The following is a 16,690-nucleotide window of genomic DNA, read 5'->3' as shown; positions in this document are numbered from 1 at the left end:
GCCCGTCCGCGCCGCCCCGAACCAGTGAGGAACCCACGCATGTCCGCATCCGCATCCGCTGCACCGGCCACCGCCGTCCGGCCCAGCGGTTCCACGACCCGCTCCGGCACCCGGCCGTCGCCGTCCCGCCGCCGCCCCAGCCTCGGGCGCGCCGTCGCCTGGACCTACCTCGGCGGCGTCGTGCTGGTGACGCTCTTCCCGTTCTACTGGATCCTGCGCACCTCGTTCTCGAACAACTACGCCCTGATCACCCACCCCTCGTCGCTGCTGCCGGTCGACTTCACGCTCGGCGCGTTCCGCCGGGTGCTCGGCATCGCGACGTCGGCGGAGTCGCTCGCGGAGGGCGGCTCGGGCGCCAGCATCAACATCCTGCACTTCGCGCTGAACTCGCTGATCTTCGCGACCCTCTCGACCGGCCTGGTCGTGTTCTTCTCGCTGATCGCCGCCTACGCGTTCGCCCGCCTCGAGTGGCCCGGGCGCGACCTCGTGTTCTCGATCCTGCTCACGGCGCTCATGGTGCCCGGCATCCTGACGCTGCTGCCGAACTTCGTGCTGATCAAGGACCTGGGCCTGCTCAACACGTTCGGCGGGCTGATCCTGCCCGGGGCGCTGTTCTCTGCGTTCAACATCTTCTTCCTGCGCCAGTTCATGCTCGGCCTCAGCCGCGAGATCGAGGAGGCCGCGCTGATCGACGGCGCGAGCCGGCTGCGCGTGCTGTTCCAGATCACGCTGCCGATGACGTCGGGCCCCGTGACCACGCTGTCCATCCTGGGCTTCATCGGCGCCTGGAACGACTACTTCTGGCCGCTCCTGGTCACCAGCGACGACAGCGTGCGCCCGCTCACGCTCGCCCTGGCCGTGTTCAAGCAGTCGTCGCCGCAGGCCGCGCCGGACTGGGCGGGCCTGATGGCTGCCACGCTGGTCGCGGCGCTGCCCATGCTGGTCCTGTTCCTCGCGTTCGGCCGCCGGATCGTGGACTCCATCGGCTTCTCGGGGCTCAAGTGAGTACCGCACCGCGCCCGGTCCGCCTGCGCTGGACCGCGCCCGCCGCGCGCTGGGGCGAGGCGACGCCCGTGGGCAACGGAGAGATCGGCGGCATGGTGCTCGGCGACGCCCGCGGGCGCATCGGGCTCAACGACGCGTCGCTGTGGTCGGGCACGCCGGACGGCCCGCGGCGCGCGCTCGACGCCGTCGTCGCCGGCGGCGCGGGACCCGAGCGCCTCGCCCGGGTGCGGGACGCCGTCGCGCGGCACGACGACGACGAGGTCGAGCGTCTGCTGCGCACCTTCGAGGGCCCGTGGAGCCAGGAGTTCCTGCCGCTCGGCGACCTCGACCTGGACCTCGGGCGGATCGACGCGGCGGGGTACGAGCGGGTGCTCGACCTCTCGTCCGCGGTGGTCGACGAGACGTTCCTGCTGGACGGCGTGCCCGTGCGCCGCAGCACCTGGGTCTCCGCGGCCGACGGCGCGCTCGTGGTCGAGCTCGTGGCCGACGCGCCCGTCTCCGCGGTGCTGCGGCTGCGGTCGCCGCTGCGGGTCGCGGGCTCGGACGCCGCCGTGTCCGACGGCGGTCTCGCGCACCTGTCCCTGCTGGTGGAGACGCCGGTCGACGGCGCGCCGAAGCACGAGCCCGACGCCGTCGCGCACGTCTGGCGCGAGGACGGTCCGGTGTCCGACCGTGCCGCCGACGGTGGGTCCGGGTTCGACCCGTCCGCCGCCGTCGCGGCGGCGGTGCGGACCGACGGCGCGGCGGCCGTGGTGCCCGGGACGCACGCGGTGGTGATCACCGGGGCGCGCCGTGTCCTGCTCGCGGTCACGACCGAGACCAACGCGCGCCGCTGGTGGCGGCACGAGCCGCAGGCGCCGCGCGCCGAGCTCGTCGCGCGCGCCGCCCGGCGCGCGCAGGAGGTCGCGGCGTCCGACGCCGGGGCGCTGCGCGCCCGGCACGAGGCCGCCGCGCGCGAGCTGCTCGGCCGGTCCGGCCTGGAGCTCGGCGTCCCCGACGACGACGAGCCCGTCGACGTCGACGCCCTCCTCGCCGACGCGGACGACCGCGCCCTGGCGCGCGTGATCTACGCGTACGGCCGCTACCTGCTCGTCTCGTCGTCGCGGCCCGGTTCGCCGCCGGCCAACCTGCAGGGCATCTGGAACGCGTCGATGCGGCCGCCGTGGTCGTCCAACTACACGATCAACATCAACACCCAGATGAACTACTGGCTCGCCGAGCGCACCGGCCTGGGCGAGCTGCACGAGCCGCTGCTGGACCTGATCGAGCGCGTGGCCGGCGAGGGTCGTGCCGTGGCCGGCGCGCTCTACGGCGCCCGTGGCTGGGTGGCGCACCACAACACCGACCCGTGGGGGTACGCGCTGCCCGTCGGCGCGGGGCACAGCCCCACGTCGTGGGCGTTCTGGCCGATGGGCGGCCTGTGGCTCGCGGACAACCTGTGGCAGCGCTGGGAGTACGGGCGCGACCGCGACGAGCTCGCGGGGCGGGTGCTCCCGCTGCTGCTCGGCGCGAGCGCCTTCGCGCTCGACTGGCTCGTGACCGACGAGAACGGCACGCTCGGCACCTCGCCGTCGACGTCGCCCGAGAACTTCTTCCTCCGCGCCGACGGCACGTCCGGCGCCGTCTCCACGTCGTCCGCGATGGACCTCAGCCTGATCCGGGCGACGCTCGAACGCACGCTCGCGGCCGCGGAGGCCGTAGGTGTGGCGGACGAGCCCCTGCTCGACGAGATCCGCGCCGCGCTGCCGCGCATCGCGCCGCTGCGCGTGGCCGACGACGGCACCCTGTACGAGTGGGGCGACGACTCGGTCTCGCTCGAACCGCACCACCGCCACATGTCGCTGCTGATCGGGCTGCACCCGCTGCACGCGATCGACGTGGAGCGCACCCCGGAGCTGGCCGACGCCGCCCGCCGGACCCTCGACGCCCGCGGGCCGGGGGCCATGGGCTGGTCCTGGTCGTGGAAGATCGCGATGCGGGCGCGGCTGGGCGACGGCGACGTCGCGCGCGACCTGCTGCGCGAGGCGACCACTCCCTACCCGGGGGACCCCGACCTCGACGCGCCGCCGGACGGCTCGGAGTGGGGCGGCCTGCTGCCGAACCTGTTCTCGACGCACCCGCCGTTCCAGATCGACGGCAACTTCGGCCTGGCGGCCGCGATCGCCGAGATGCTGGTCGGCACCGGCGAGGGCACGCCCGACATCCCGGTCCGCCTGCTGCCCGCCCTGCCCGCGGCCTGGCCGGACGGCCGGATCACCGGCGTCCGCACCCGTGCGGGTGTCGCCGTCGACCTCGACTGGCACGGCGGCCGCCCGGTCGCGCTGCACCTGCACGACGTCGTCGGCGCGGGTCCGCGCGACGTCGTCGTGAGCTTCGCGGGGCAGTCCCGGACGGTGCCCACGGGCTCGCCCGTCGCCGCCGCCGACCTGTTCGCCGGGGAGACGTCATGACGGCCGTGACCACGGACGCCCGCGCGTCCGTCGCGACCCCGGACCCCCGCGAGCCCGCGCTGCGCGCCTACCGCTCGACGCAGGAGCTGCCGGACGACTTCGCCGCGTTCTGGCGCGACACCCTGGCGCAGGCCCGGCGGTACGACGCGCCGCCGTCGGCCGTGCCGGTGGAGACCCCGCTGGGCGCGATCGACGTGCTCGACGTGACCTTTCCCGGGTTCGGCGGCGACCCGGTGCGCGGGTGGCTGCGCCTGCCGCGGCACCGGGACGGCCTGCTGCCCGCGGTGGTCCACTTCACCGGCTACGGCGCGGGCCGCGGTCACGCGATCGACGACCTGACGTGGGCCGCGGCGGGCTACGCCCACCTGGTCATGGACACCCGCGGCCAGGGCGACGGGTCCACGCCGGACGGCCCGTGGGGCGACAGCACGGGGTACATCACGCGCGGCCTCGCGGACCCGGCCGACTACTACTACCGGCGCGTGCTCACGGACGCGGCCCGCGCCGTCGACGCCGTCCGGCGGCTGCCGGGCGTCGACCCCGGCCGCGTGGCGGTGCTCGGCAACAGCCAGGGCGCGGGGATCGCGCTGGCCGCCGGGTACCTCGCCGACGACGTGTCGGCGGTGCTCGCCCAGGCGCCGTTCCTCGCGGACCTCCCGGGTGCGCTCACCCTGAGCGCGCACGGGCCCTACCGGGAGCTCGCCGACCTGCTGGCCCGGGACCGGGCGCGCCGGGAGCGCGCCCTGGCCACGCTCCGCTACGTGGACGTGGTCAACTTCGCGCGCCTGGCGCGCACGCCCGCCTGGTTCTCGTGCGGGCTCGACGACGACGTCACTCCCCCGCACACCGTGTTCGCCGCGCACAACGAGTACGCGGCGCAGCACGACATCACCGTCTGGCCGTCCAACGGCCATGACGCCGGCGGCAGCCTCGACCGGCAGGGCGCGCTCGACGTGCTCGGCCGCCTGTTCGGGACGACCGCCGGCCCTACCAACCCGAACCGAACCCACCCGGTCCCTTGATCGAAGAGGAATCATGAAACCGAAGCACATGCTGAGCATCGTCGCTGCAGCCGCTGTCACCGTCTCGCTGGCCGCCTGCGCGGGCGGCTCGGCCGGCGGAGCGGCCGAGGAGGGCGCCCACGCGGGCACCGTCAACTGGTGGACCTGGGACGAGAAGCAGGCGGAGTCGTACAAGACCTGCCTGCCCGCGTTCCAGGAGAAGTACCCCGACATCACGGTCAACATCACCCAGTACGCGGTGGACGACTACTTCACCAAGCTGACCGCGGGCTTCGTGGCCGGCAACGCCCCCGACGCGTTCCAGAACAGCGTGGAGTTCCTCGACTCGTACGCGAAGCAGGGCCAGCTCGAACCGCTCGACGACTACATCGCCGAGTCGGACTACGACCTGGGCGTGTTCAACGTGGGCGTCCCCGCCTTCACGTACACGGACGACAAGCAGTACGCCCTGCCGCTCGACTGGGCCGGCTCGGCGTTCTACTACAACAAGGACATGCTCAAGGACGCGGGCCTCACGGAGGACGACGTCCAGAACATGACCTGGAACCCGGAGGACGGCGGCACCTTCGACGAGGTGGTCGCGCGCCTCACCGTCGACGAGAACGGCAAGCGCGGCGACGAGAAGGGCTTCGACAAGGACAAGGTGGCCGTCTACGGCATCGGGGCGCTCGGCACGGCCGACTACCTCGGGCAGACCACCTGGTACCAGTTCGCCGCCTCGTCGGACTGGACCATGCGCGAGCCGGCGGCCTGGCCCACGTCCTTCGCCTTCGACGACCCGGCGTTCACCGAGACCATGGACTACCTGCGCGGCCTGTCCGACCGGGGCCTCGCCCCGGAGTTCGGCCAGTTCACCGTCGGTGACACCGAGCAGCTCGGCTCGGGCTCGGTCGCGATGATCTCCGGCGGCTCGTGGTCGGCCACGACGTTCGCCAAGCTGCCCGACATGTCGGTCGGCATCGCGCCCAACGTGCTCGGCCCGGACGGCGAGACCCGCGTGGTGATGAGCAACTCCAACGGCAACATGCTCTGGTCGGGCAGCAAGGTCAAGCAGGCGGCCTGGGACTGGATGTCGTTCATGGGCACGGCCGAGTGCCAGGAGAGCGCCGCGCTGACGTCGGGCTCGTTCTTCCCGTCCATCCCGTCGGCCATGGACGCGCTCGCCGCGGACCAGCTCGACAAGGGCATCGACCTGAGCGTCTTCGTGGACTACGCGAAGAACGAGGAGCTCGAGCCGTCGCTGGCCTACCGCAACGGCGCCGAGCTCAAGTCGGAGCTGCAGCCGCTGTTCGAGGCGTACTACAGCCACCAGCGTGACGACGACGTGTGGCAGGAGGCCGCGGACAAGGCCCAGGAGATTCTTTCCAAGTAGTGCCGGCCGGCCTGGGCGCGGCGCCTCGCGCGCCGCGCCCAGGCCGAGGACGAGGTTTCCCATGAGTGCCACGCCGCCCCCGACGCCGCCCCGCCGCCCCAAGCTGCGCACGCCGACGTCGGCGGAGATCTTCACGCGCATCATCACGCACGGCCCGGTGAGCAGGATCGAGATCGGCCGGCTGACCGGTCTGTCCCAGGCGAAGGTGACCAAGACGGTCAGCCCGCTGATCCGCGACGGGTTCGTGACGGTCGGCGAGCACGCCGAGAGCTCGTCCCCCGGCCGCCCCGTCTACCCGCTGAGCGTGGTGCCCCGCTCCATGCTGGCCATCGGCGTCAAGGTCAACGCCGACGAGATCGTGGCCGTCGCGGTGAGCATCGGCAACGAGCTGCTGACCTCCACCCGACGCGCGCTCGACCAGCACGACCCCGGGACGGTGACGCGCGAGATCGTCCGCTGCGCGCGGCGGCTGATCGACAAGCTCGGCGACAGCGCCGACCGGCTCGTCGGCCTCGGCGTCTCGGTGTCGGGCGACATCGACACCGGCTCCGGCGTCGTCCGCCACTCCCCGCTGCTCGGATGGGCCAACGTGCCCCTGGGCGAGCAGGTCGCGCGGCAGGTCGACCTGCCGGTGATCGTCGACAACGACGTGCGCGCGCTCGCCCGCTCCGAGCAGTGGTTCGGGCTCGGCGCGGAGGCGGAGAGCTTCGCCATCGTCACGATCGGCGCGGGCATCGGCTGCGGCATCTACGTCAACAGCGACGTCGTGGTCGGGGCCCACGGCGTGGTCGGCGAGATCGGCCACCTGCCCCTGGCCCCGCCCGACGCCGTGTGCGTGTGCGGCCGCCGGGGCTGCGTGGAGGCGGTGGCCTCCTCGGGCGCCATCCGCGACGCCGTGCGGGCGGGCCACGACGACCCCACGCTCACGCTCGCGGACGCCGTGGCCCTCGCGCACGCGGGCGACCGCACCGCCGTCGACGCGTTCGACCGCGCGGGCACCGCCATCGGCGCGGCCCTCGCCGTCACCGCGAACCTGGTGGACCCGGAGGTGGTGGTCATCGCGGGCGAGGGTGTCATGGAGTACGACCTGTACGAGCGTCGGATCCGCGAGGAGTTCGCGGCGCACGCCTTCGGCGCCGCGGCCAGCTGCCGCCTGGTGGTGCGGCGGCACACGTTCATCGACTGGGCGTGCGGCGCGGCGGTCGCGGCGTTCCGGGACGCGCTGCTGCCCACGAGTGCCTGAGCGTGCGCTACTCGGGGAAGACGCAGAACTCGTTGCCCTCGGGATCGGCCAGGACCACCCAGTCCTCGTGCCGGCCGACCTCGGACGCGCCCGCCGCGACCAGGCGCGCCACCTCGGCGTCCCGGTCGGGGGCGCGGACGTCGAGGTGCACGCGGTTCTTCACGGTCTTGGGCTCGGGCACCCGGTTGAAGAACAGCCGCGGCGCCCCGGCGGGTCCCTCGACCAGCACGGACGGGTCGTCCTCCGGGTCGTGGACGCCGAGGGTGCGCAGTCGCGCCAGCTCCTCGTCGTCGTAGGGGGCCACCGCGTAGCCGTCGAGGACGACGGCCCAGTAGCGGGCAAGGGACGCGGGATGCCGGCAGTCGAACACGACGTCGTGAATTCTCGCCATGCGCCCCACCGTAGGCGCCCCGGCCCGCCCTGCCCAGGACGGGCGGGGAGATCCGGGGCGTTGGCCGCCGAAGGTTTCCCATGACGAGCGGTCGATTCTGCTGTCAGCAGATGGGGGTCGGTTCGGCGAGCGGTGCGAACGGGTGTGTCATATGTTGATGGCATGACGCGAACGGGTGGAGTGCCAGGACGGGCGGGCGAGCAGCCTGCTCGGTCGGTGCTGCCCGGGAACGGGTCGTCTGGTGCGCCCGGGGTTGTTGACGTGGTGGGTGTGCGGGCGGTGCGGGAGCTGCTGGCGGGCATGATCCTGCCCGGTGCCACTGACACGCCCGCACCGGTGCCAGGACAGGTGCAGGCCGAATGGGTCGACCTGCTCGGTGAGCTGGAGGCCGTGAAGAACGCGATCACCGCGACCCAGGCCCGGCTCACGGTCGCCCTGGACGAGGCCACCCGTGCCGATGAGGCGCGGCAGAGCATCCGGGCCGAGCGGCGCGGACGCGGTGTCCCGAACCAGGTCGGTGCGGCGCTGCGGGTCAGCCCGCACGCCGGTGCGGGGTTCGTGTCCACGTCCCGGGTCTGGGTCACGCAGATGCCGCACACCTTCGCCGCCCTGCAGGCCGGGGTGCTGTCCTCGTGGCGGGCCACCCTCCTGGTCCGTGAGACGTCCCACCTGTCCGTGGAGCATCGTGGCCTGATCGACGAGGAGATCTGCGGCCCGGCACACCTGGCCGGGATGGGCACCCGCCGGCTGATCGCCCGGATCAAGGAACTGGCTGCCCGGCTGGACGTGCACGCGTGCGTGAACCGCAACGCCCGTGCCGTGTCCGAGCGGCGGGTCTCGATCCGTCCGGCACCCGACCTGATGGTCTACCTGACCGCGCTGGTGCCCATGGCACAGGGTGTGCAGGCCTACGCCCAGCTCAAGACCCACGCCGAGACCACCAAAGCCGGCGGGGACGGGCGTGGGGTAGGGCAGATCATGGCCGACACCCTGATCGAACGCGCCACCGGACGCGATCCCGGCCGAGCGAAGGATGTGCCGGTCACGATCAACCTGCTGGTCGCCGACGACACCCTTCTCGCCGGTGGCAACCAACCCGCCGTCGTGGTCGAGGGTGCCCCGGCAGGTGCGGGCGTGATCCCGGCGCCGGTCGCCCGCAACCTTGCCGCGCACGCGATCGAGACCGACACCGCGTGGCTGCGCTCGATCTACGTGAACCCGCATGGCCGGCTGCTGGCCACGTCGTCGACATCAAGGTTCCATCCGGCGGGTCTGGCTGCTCTGTTGCGTGCCCGGGAGCAGGGCATCTGCGCCAGCCCGTGGTGCGACGCCCCGATCCGGCACACCGACCACGTCACCCCGTATGCGGAGGGCGGCCCGACCAGCCTGGACAACGGGCAGGGCCTGTGCGCCCGCTGCAACCACGCCAAGCAGGCACCAGGCTGGCGACAGAAAACCACCCAGCTGAACGGGCGGCACACCGTCGAGACGACCACCCCGACCGGGCACACCTACGCCTCCGTCGCGCCCACACCACCGGCACCGGTCAGGGCAGGCGTCACGGCACTGGTTCGCGTTGTCGACTCCAACGGAGCGGCACCCGACGACTCGCTGGTCACCGGGGCCCACGACCGCGCCACGACACCGGCCTGGACTCCCGCGGTCGGCATGACCGGCCCCGCACCCGGCCGCATCCCACGAAGCCGCTACTCGATCGGCTGCCACACCACCCCCGCCCACGGCGCGATCGCCTACCGACCGAGCCCACCACCTCAGCAGCCACGCCCGGCGCACGCGCCACCTGGTCGAGCCCGCGCCCGGTCACGCCGACCTGACCTCTCCTGGACCCACCCCACCTGACGCAACCGCTAGGACGCGCGAGCCGTCCCCGCCGGCGGAGTGACGGCGCGGGCAAAGCAGGCCGAGACCGCGACCAGCACCATGACCAGCAGGATCGCGAGCCGCAGGGTCAGGTGCTCGCCGATGAACCCGAGCAGGGGCGGCCCCACCAGGAACGCCGTGTACCCGGCGGTGGCGACGGCGCTGACCCGGCGCGCGGCGTTCAGCGGGTCGTCGCCGGCCGCCGACAGCGCCACCGGGAAGCCGAGCGAGGCGCCGATCCCCCAGAACAGCACGCCCGCCGCGCCCAGCGCCGCCGACGGCGCGAACGCCACCAGGGCGATACCGGCGATCGCGAGCAGCGCGCTGACCACCATGACGGGCGCCCGTCCGAACCGGTCCAGGAAGAAGCCGCCGCCGAACCGCCCGATCGCCATGGACAGGCCGAAGAACGCGTAGACCAGCGACGCCGTGGCGGCGGACAGGTCGAAACCGTCGACCATGATCAGCGGCAGCCAGTCGTTCGCCGACCCCTCGGCCAGTGCCATGCCCAGCACGATCACCCCGATGGCCAGGGTGCGCCGCTCGCGCCACACCGCGAGGAAGGCGCCGACGGTCTCGCCGAGCGGGCGACGGCGCTGGCCCACGGCGGCGTCCTCGCGGCCGATCGCGGGCGCCAGATTGGCCACCAGCGCCACCGAGGCGACGGCCGTCAGCGCGGCCACCGCCACCAGGTGCCCGAGCACCGGGACGCCCGCGGCGCTCGCGCCCAGGCCGACGAGCCCGCCCACGCAGACGCCGAGGCTGTAGCTGCCGTGCAGGCTCGGCACCACGGTGCGCCGCAACGCCCGCTCGACGTCGACCCCCTCGACGTTCTGGCCGATCTCGCCCGAGCCCATGCCGTACCCGAACGACGCGAGGCCCACGGCCACGAGCCAGCCCTGCGCCGTCGCGGTGCCGACCGCCACCACGGCGACGCCGGTCACGATCGCGACCATGCCCCACAGCACGACGAACCGGGCGCCGCGCCGGGCCACCAGCGTGCCGGCCACGGCGATGCCCACCATGGAGCCCGCGGACAGCCCCGCGATAATGAGTCCCATCTCGGCCGTGGTCGAGCCGGTCGCGTCGCGGATGGCGGGCGTGCGCGAGACCCAGGTGGCCATGGAGACGCCGGTCATGAAGAAGGACACGAACAGCGCGGCCCGCCGGCGCTGCGCCGACGGCACGAGGTGCGCGCTCACAGCACCCGGGCCAGCGCGTCGAGCGCCACCAGCGGGTCGGGGCCGGCGGGGATGAACACGCTGGAGGTCACACCGGCGCGCCCGAGCTCGTCGATCCGCGCCCGCACCTGGGCGGGCGTGCCGGCCAGCGCGAGGCGGGCGACCCACTCGTCCGGCAGACGCTCGACGAACTCCGCCCGCGACGCCGAGCCCGCCCGCAGCGCCGCGAACTGGTCGGCGAACGGGAGCGGCGCGACATGCGGCGCCCAGTCGGGCTCGCCGATCCACTCCAGGCCGGGGCGGGCGGTCCGCAGGGCGGCGGCCGGGTCGTCGTCGACGGCGCCGATGTTGTAGGCCACCAGCCGGTGCCCGCCGCGCGGGGCGATCGCGTCCAGCGCCGCGGCCGCGTACTGCGGCGCGACGGGCTCCGCGAGCACGGTGCCGTCGGCCACCCTGCCGGACGCCGCCAGGGACCGCGGCCCGCGCACGCCGAGCAGCAGGGGCGGCACGGCGTCGGGCACCGCTGAGGGGTCGAGCCGCAGGTCGCCGGCCTCCCCGCCGCCCAGCAGGGTCCGGAGCGTGGTCACGTACTCCGCGAGGAAGGTGAGGGGCCGCTCGGGCCAGACGCCCGCCTGCCGCATCCAGCCCGGCATCCCGTGCCCGACGCCGACGTCGGTGCGGCCGGGGTGGAGCTGCTCCAGCGTGGCGATCTCCATCGCCGCGAAGGCCGGGTTGCGCACCGCCGCGGGAAGGATCCCGATGCCGACGCGGATGCGCTCGGTCGCGCCCAGCACGGCGGCGGCCTGCACCAGCCCGCCGCGGAAGCCCAGGTCCTCCACGACCCAGAGCTCGTCGAAGCCGAGGCGCTCGGCGGTGCGCGCGTACGGGAGCACCTGGGCGGCGGGCAGGTCACGCGGGAGCACGACACCGATCCGGGGAGAGGTCATGGCGCACGTTCTATCAGATCGATTCGAGGCGTGCCGAACCGCCCACGCCGGACGGCGTCGGTAGGCCTCAGGTCGCCGGAGCGGGCAGCGCGACGTCGAGCCGGAAACCCTGCGGCACGTGCGCGGCCCGCACGTCCCCGCCGTGCGCCTCGACGATGCCGCGGACGATCGCCAGCCCGAGCCCCGCGCCGGGCGACCCGGCGGCGGGCGACCCCGCGTCGGGCGTCCGGGCAGCGCTGGCCCGCCAGCCGATCTCGAACATCCGCGTGAGGTCCTCGCTGTCCACGCCGCTGCCCTGGTCGAGCACGGAGAGCACGAGCCGGTCGCCGCGCTGGTCGGCGGAGACCAGGACCTCGGATGCGGGCGGGGCGTGGCGGATGCTGTTGGTCAGCAGGTTCACCACCACCCGCGTCAGCTCGTGCGGGTCGGCACGCACCGTCCGGCCCTCGACCCCCGCGTGCTCGATGCGGATCCGCTTCGCGACGGCGAGCTGGTGCACGTCGGCCACGGCGTCGGACACGACGTCCAGGAGCGCGACGTCCTCCCGGCGGAGCCGCAGCGCGCCGCTCTGGATCTGCGACAGCTCGAACAGGTCGTCGACCAGCCGGTTCATCGTGGCGACCTGCACCCGGATGCGCCGGACGTAGTCGGCCGGGTCCGCGACGGCGCCGTCGTCCAGCGCCTCCGCGAGGGCGCTGACCCCGGTCAGCGGGGTCCGCAGGTCGTGCGATATCCAGGCGAAGAACTGGCGGCGCGCGGCGTCGAGCTGCTCGATCTCGGCGCGCGCCGCGGCGAGCCGCTCCGAGGCCACGGCGAGCTGCGCGGACAGGTCGGCGAGCTCCCTGCCCGCGTAGGCCTCCGGCCCGACGACGGCGCCGTGGCCCACGCGCTCGACCGCCTCCCCCAGGTGGGCGAACGACCGGCTGACGGCGCGGGCGGTGAGCAGGGTCGCGGTGAGGCTCAGGACCGCGGACAGGCCGACCACCCACAGGAGCACCTGCAGGTCGTGCAGCGAGAGGTACATCAGGGCCGCGATCGCGAGGGTCGAGCAGACGATGGACGCGATCGCCGCGACCACGAGGACCACGAACGGGGCGGTGACCGAGCGCTGCCGACGGCGGCGCAGGACCAGGAGCGCGAGCAGCGTGATCGCCGCCGTGCACACCGCGGCGGTGGCGAGGATGAGCAGCAGGTCGACCAGGGTGAGCATCATGCGGCGGCCCCGACGGTGAAGCGGTAGCCGCGACCCCACTCGGTGAGCAGGTAGCGCGGGAACCGCGGCTCGGGCTCGATCTTCTCGCGCAGGCGCCGCACGTGCACGGTCACGGTGGACACCTCGCCGAAGCTCCACCCCCACACCTCGCGCAGCAGGTCGTCCCGCGTGAGGGTGCGGTCAGGGTTCTGCAGCAGGAAGAGGAACAGCTCGTACTCCCGGGAGGTGAGCGTCATCTCGGCGTCGGCCGCCCAGATGCGGCGGTGCGCGGGGTCGACGCGGAACGGCCCCAGCGTGAACGGTGACGGCGCGACGTGCAGCCCGCGGCTGCGCCGGACCAAGGCGTCGATCCGGAGCTGGAGCTCCCGCAGCGCGAACGGCTTGACCACGTAGTCGTCGGCGCCGTGCTCCAGCCCGTCGATCCGCTGCTCGACGGCGTCCAGGGCGGTGAGCATGATGATCGGCGTGCGCGGCGCGGCCGCGCGGACCTGGCGGCACAGCTCGTCGCCGCTGACGCCGGGCAGCATCCGGTCCAGGACCAGCACGTCGGGCCGCGCCGCGCGCAGCGCGTCCCGGGCCACGAGCCCGTCGCTCAGGCCCGTGACGGTGTACCCGCGGCCGCCCAGGTAGTCGGAGACCACGGCCAGGACGGTCTCGTCGTCCTCGACGACCATCACCTCGACGCGTGCTCCCATGTGCGGCAGCGTAACCGCGCGCGGACCGGTCGAGTTGTTACGCCTCTGCAAGACTCCCGCGTCCGCAGGCCCGCCCTGCCTAGGTTCGACGACGTCGGCGGCACCCGCCGCCGGCGGCTCCGACGAACCCGACAGAGAGGCACTTCTCATGCGCAAGACAGCACTCGCCGGCGCGGCGATCCTGACCGCCACCCTGATGCTCACGGCCTGCGGCACCTCCGGCGACGGGTCGGACGACGCGATGTCCGACCAGACGATGTCGTCCCAGGAGCAGTCCGAGGACATGGCGGACGAGATGTCCGAGGAGCCGACCGACGACATGAGCGAGGACATGTCGGACGACATGGCGGCCGCCCGCACCGGGACCTTCGAGGGGCTCAACGACAAGACCGTCGCCGGCATGGTCGAGGTGAGCGACACCGAGCTGGTCCTGTCGGGCTACTCCTCCGACGAGGGCCCCGACCTGCACGTGTACCTCACCAACGGCACGGACGAGGCCGCGGTCGCCGCGGGCACCGAGATCGACGTCGTCGCGTTCGACGAGGCGTCCCAGACCTTCGCCCTGGACGGCGTGGAGGTGGCGGACTACGACACCGTCGTCATCCACTGCGACAAGGCCAAGGCGGTCTTCGGCGCGGCGCCCCTGGCATGAGCCCGGATGCCACCCGGCGCACGGACGCCGTGCCCCGCGCCGCCGTCGCGCTGACGACGGCGGCGCGGGTCGCCCTCGGCGTGCTCTGGCTCAACGAGGGCCTGATCAAGTACCGGGCGGGCTTCGGGGCCGCCGACATCCGGCTCGTCGTCGACGGCGCCGCCGCGAACAGCCGGGTGCCCGGCTACTTCCAGGTCTTCGCGGAGCACGTGCTGGGCGCGGCTCCGGGGCTGTTCGGCGTGCTGATGCCGCTGCTGGAGACCGGCCTCGGCGTCGCCCTGATCGCCGGCGTGCTCACGCTGCCGGTCGCGTTCGCGAGCGTCGGGACCCTGCTGAGCTACTGGTCGGCCGACCAGCTCACGGAGTCCTACCCGGTCATGGTCGCCCTCGCCGTGGTGCTGGTCGCGTGGCCGCTGCTCGCCTCGCGCGTGTCGGCGACGGCGCTCGTGCGACGCGTCCGGCTCAGCCCAGCGAGCGCAGCGCCTCGATCACCGAGCTGATGTGCCGGTGCATCGCGGCCTCCGCGGCGGCCGGGTCGCGCGCGACGACCGCCTCGATGACGGCCTCGTGCTGAGCCAGCGAGACCGCCGACCGGCCGGGCACGCGCGAGAGCGCGAACTGGTGGCGCACCATCTGGCCGTGGAGCTGCGCCACGATCCGGTTGGCGGTCTCGTGCCGCGCGATCTCGCGCAGCGTGGCGTGCAGCTCGGCGTTGAGGTCGCTGTAGACCGCGGACTCCCCGGCGTCGACGGCCTCGCGCATGCGCCGTCCGATCCCCGAGAGCCGGGTCCCGTCCGCCGCGGTGAGCCGCTCGGCGGCCCGGGCGGCGACCAGACCCTCGACGACGCGGCGGATCTCACTGATCTCGATGGCCTCGTCCAGGCTGATCTCGCGGATCCGCGCGCCCCGGTTCGGCTGGCGCTCGACCAGCCCCTCCGCCACGAGGTCCTGCAGGGCCGCCCGCACCGCGAAGCGCCGCGCCCCGAACTGCTCGCACAGGTCGGCCTCGACCAGCCGCTGACGTGGCGAGAAGTCACCCCGCAGGATCGCCGCTCGCAGCTCGTCCCGCACCTGGGCGTCGTCCACCATCACGTCCCTCTCACGTCGTCGTCCGCCACCCCCGGGCGCGAAGCGATTGTCAACAATATGAGCAGCGTACCCGCCGCACGCCGTGGTCCGCGGCACCCGAGGGGTGCCGCGGACCGTCAGGACCTGCGACGTCGCGTCAGCGCGCGCCGGCGGCGCCCACCTCCGCCGCGGCCTGCGCGGCCAGCCGGGCCTTGCGCGTCGCCGGTCCGAAGACCGCCAGCGCCAGCGCACCCACCGCCCAGGTGCCCGCGATGAAGTAGAAGACGGTCTGGTAGCCGTGCCCGCTGTACAGGCCGGCGATGATCAGCGGCCCGACGGCGTTCGACAGGCGGCCGAGCCCGTACGAGATCGACGTGCCGAGCGAACGGCCCTTGGTGTCGTACAGCTCGGGCGAGTACGCGTAGGCCAGGGCGGTGTAGCCGCGCTCGAACAGGTTGACCAGGAACCCGAACACGACGATCAGCACGGGCGTGAACGTGAGCCCGTACAACAGCCCCGACCCGGCGATGACCAGGGCGAACACGACCAGGCACCACTTGCGCTCGAACCGGTCGGTGACCTGCGCGGCGAGGAACGAGCCCAGCGGCGCGCCCACGGTGGTCAGGGCGACGAAGAAGATGGAGTCCTCGACGCTGATCCCCTCGGCGGCCAGGAGCGTGGGCGCCCAGGAGGAGAAGCCGAAGAACCCGATGGTCTGGGTGATCCACAGGACCGACAGGAGCAGGGTCGGGTAGAGGAACTTCTTGTCCTTGAGCATGGCCAGCCCGGCCCGGGTGGCGGGACCGGTCTCGACGGGCGCCGCGACGTCGGGCAGCGCGCCGTGCTGGGCGATCGCCTGCGCCTCCAGGTCGCGCAGCACCGCGTCCGCCTCGTCGTGCCGGCCGCGGGACTCCAGCCACTGCGGCGACTCGGCGAGCTTGCGCACGAAGAACAGGAAGAGGACCCCGAGCGAGCCCCACAGGTAGACCAGCCGCCAGGACCAGTCGTTGATCGGCACCACGAAGGACGCGATCAGGTTGGTCGCCGGCGTGCCGCAGATGCCGATCATGATCACGTACGCCTGGTACTTGCCCCGCTTCGCGCGGGGGAACAGCTCGTTGATGTACACCACGGCCACGACCGTCATCGCGGACAGGCCCGCGCTGGTCATGACGCGGAACAGCCCCATCGAGAAGATGTCCCAGGCGAAGATCGTGGCGAACGACCACACGCTGAACCACACGGTGGTCGCCACCAGCGTGCGCTTGCGACCGAGGCGGTCGGCGAGCCCGCCGGCCACGATCGAGCCGATGAACATGCCGACGAACGACAGGGACGTCACGTATGCCACGTGGTTGACGCTCGCCCCCCACTGCTCGCGGATGACGGGGGCCGTGATCGCGAACGTGTTGATGTCCGCGAACTCGAAGAAGTAGGTGAAGGCTAGGGCAACCATCGTGGTCTTGTGGAACTTCGAGATCGGCAACCGGTCGATCCGGTTGGCCGCGTTGGTCTGGGTCGTCACTGCGGGAAACTCCTCTGTTTCCGCGGGCGTCGTCGCCCGGGGGTC

At 73.3% G+C, this 16,690-nt stretch carries 15 protein-coding genes; 8 read left to right on the top strand and 7 right to left on the bottom strand.

Annotated elements, in window-relative coordinates:
* The first annotated feature begins 39 nt into the window (after positions 1-39).
* The 5 genes from ACIPN7_RS17645 (at position 40) to ACIPN7_RS17625 (ending at position 7,092) form a co-directional block, all read left to right on the top strand.
* Positions 40-1,005: a carbohydrate ABC transporter permease gene (locus tag ACIPN7_RS17645; RefSeq protein WP_400544880.1), complete on the top strand. Its 966-nt coding sequence runs from the start codon at positions 40-42 to the stop codon at positions 1,003-1,005.
* Entirely contained in the window at positions 1,002-3,455 is a 2,454-nt protein-coding gene (locus ACIPN7_RS17640; protein WP_400544877.1) for a glycosyl hydrolase family 95 catalytic domain-containing protein, read from the top strand. The genes ACIPN7_RS17645 and ACIPN7_RS17640 overlap by 4 nt, the downstream gene beginning before the upstream one ends.
* On the top strand, positions 3,452-4,477 hold the full coding sequence (locus ACIPN7_RS17635) for an acetylxylan esterase (RefSeq protein ID WP_400544874.1): 1,026 nt from the start codon (positions 3,452-3,454) through the stop codon (positions 4,475-4,477). Before ACIPN7_RS17640 ends, ACIPN7_RS17635 begins: the two co-directional genes overlap by 4 nt.
* Positions 4,478-4,490: 13 nt before the next feature.
* Positions 4,491-5,849: an ABC transporter substrate-binding protein gene (locus ACIPN7_RS17630; protein WP_400544871.1), complete on the top strand. Its 1,359-nt coding sequence runs from the start codon at positions 4,491-4,493 to the stop codon at positions 5,847-5,849.
* A gap of 61 nt (positions 5,850-5,910) precedes the next feature.
* Positions 5,911-7,092 carry an ROK family protein gene (locus tag ACIPN7_RS17625; protein ID WP_400544868.1) on the top strand — a complete coding sequence of 394 codons (1,182 nt, stop codon included), beginning with the start codon at positions 5,911-5,913 and terminating at the stop codon, positions 7,090-7,092.
* Between the two features lie 7 nt (positions 7,093-7,099).
* Here ACIPN7_RS17625 and ACIPN7_RS17620 read toward each other — a convergent pair whose 3' ends face one another.
* The gene (locus ACIPN7_RS17620) at positions 7,100-7,483 is read right to left on the bottom strand and encodes a VOC family protein (RefSeq protein WP_400544865.1); all 384 of its coding nucleotides are present in this window, start codon (positions 7,481-7,483) and stop codon (positions 7,100-7,102) included.
* A gap of 300 nt (positions 7,484-7,783) precedes the next feature.
* Here ACIPN7_RS17620 and ACIPN7_RS17615 point away from each other — a divergent pair, with 300 nt between their 5' ends.
* A complete protein-coding gene (locus tag ACIPN7_RS17615; RefSeq protein ID WP_400545548.1) occupies positions 7,784-9,343 on the top strand; it encodes a DUF222 domain-containing protein in 1,560 nt (519 codons plus the stop codon).
* An 8-nt stretch (positions 9,344-9,351) separates the two neighbouring features.
* Here the strand turns inward: ACIPN7_RS17615 and ACIPN7_RS17610 are convergent, their stop codons facing one another.
* From ACIPN7_RS17610 to ACIPN7_RS17595, 4 genes are all read right to left on the bottom strand, one after another.
* Entirely contained in the window at positions 9,352-10,566 is a 1,215-nt protein-coding gene (locus tag ACIPN7_RS17610) for an MFS transporter (protein ID WP_400544862.1), read from the bottom strand.
* On the bottom strand, positions 10,563-11,492 hold the full coding sequence (locus ACIPN7_RS17605) for an LLM class flavin-dependent oxidoreductase (RefSeq protein WP_400544859.1): 930 nt from the start codon (positions 11,490-11,492) through the stop codon (positions 10,563-10,565). Before ACIPN7_RS17605 ends, ACIPN7_RS17610 begins: the two co-directional genes overlap by 4 nt.
* A gap of 67 nt (positions 11,493-11,559) precedes the next feature.
* Positions 11,560-12,705, bottom strand: coding sequence for a sensor histidine kinase (locus ACIPN7_RS17600; RefSeq protein ID WP_400544856.1), 1,146 nt, complete (start codon positions 12,703-12,705; stop codon positions 11,560-11,562).
* The gene (locus ACIPN7_RS17595) at positions 12,702-13,400 is read right to left on the bottom strand and encodes a response regulator transcription factor (RefSeq protein WP_400544853.1); all 699 of its coding nucleotides are present in this window, start codon (positions 13,398-13,400) and stop codon (positions 12,702-12,704) included. The genes ACIPN7_RS17600 and ACIPN7_RS17595 overlap by 4 nt, the downstream gene beginning before the upstream one ends.
* A gap of 148 nt (positions 13,401-13,548) precedes the next feature.
* On the opposite strand from ACIPN7_RS17595, the gene ACIPN7_RS17590 reads away from it, so the two are divergent.
* Positions 13,549-14,052 (top strand): DM13 domain-containing protein, encoded by a 504-nt coding sequence (locus ACIPN7_RS17590; protein WP_400544850.1) that lies wholly within the window; start codon positions 13,549-13,551, stop codon positions 14,050-14,052.
* On the top strand, positions 14,049-14,552 hold the full coding sequence (locus ACIPN7_RS17585; RefSeq protein WP_400544847.1) for a hypothetical protein: 504 nt from the start codon (positions 14,049-14,051) through the stop codon (positions 14,550-14,552). Before ACIPN7_RS17590 ends, ACIPN7_RS17585 begins: the two co-directional genes overlap by 4 nt.
* On the opposite strand, the gene ACIPN7_RS17580 is transcribed toward ACIPN7_RS17585, so the two are convergent.
* The gene (locus ACIPN7_RS17580) at positions 14,515-15,141 is read right to left on the bottom strand and encodes a GntR family transcriptional regulator (RefSeq protein WP_400544845.1); all 627 of its coding nucleotides are present in this window, start codon (positions 15,139-15,141) and stop codon (positions 14,515-14,517) included. The genes ACIPN7_RS17585 and ACIPN7_RS17580 overlap by 38 nt on opposite strands.
* Before the next feature lie 136 nt (positions 15,142-15,277).
* Entirely contained in the window at positions 15,278-16,645 is a 1,368-nt protein-coding gene (locus ACIPN7_RS17575; protein ID WP_400544842.1) for an MFS transporter, read from the bottom strand.
* Positions 16,646-16,690: the final 45 nt, after the last annotated feature.

Source organism: Promicromonospora sp. NPDC090134, assembly GCF_044746965.1.
GTDB lineage: Bacteria > Actinomycetota > Actinomycetes > Actinomycetales > Cellulomonadaceae > Promicromonospora.
This window is presented reverse-complemented; position numbering and strand designations above follow the sequence as displayed.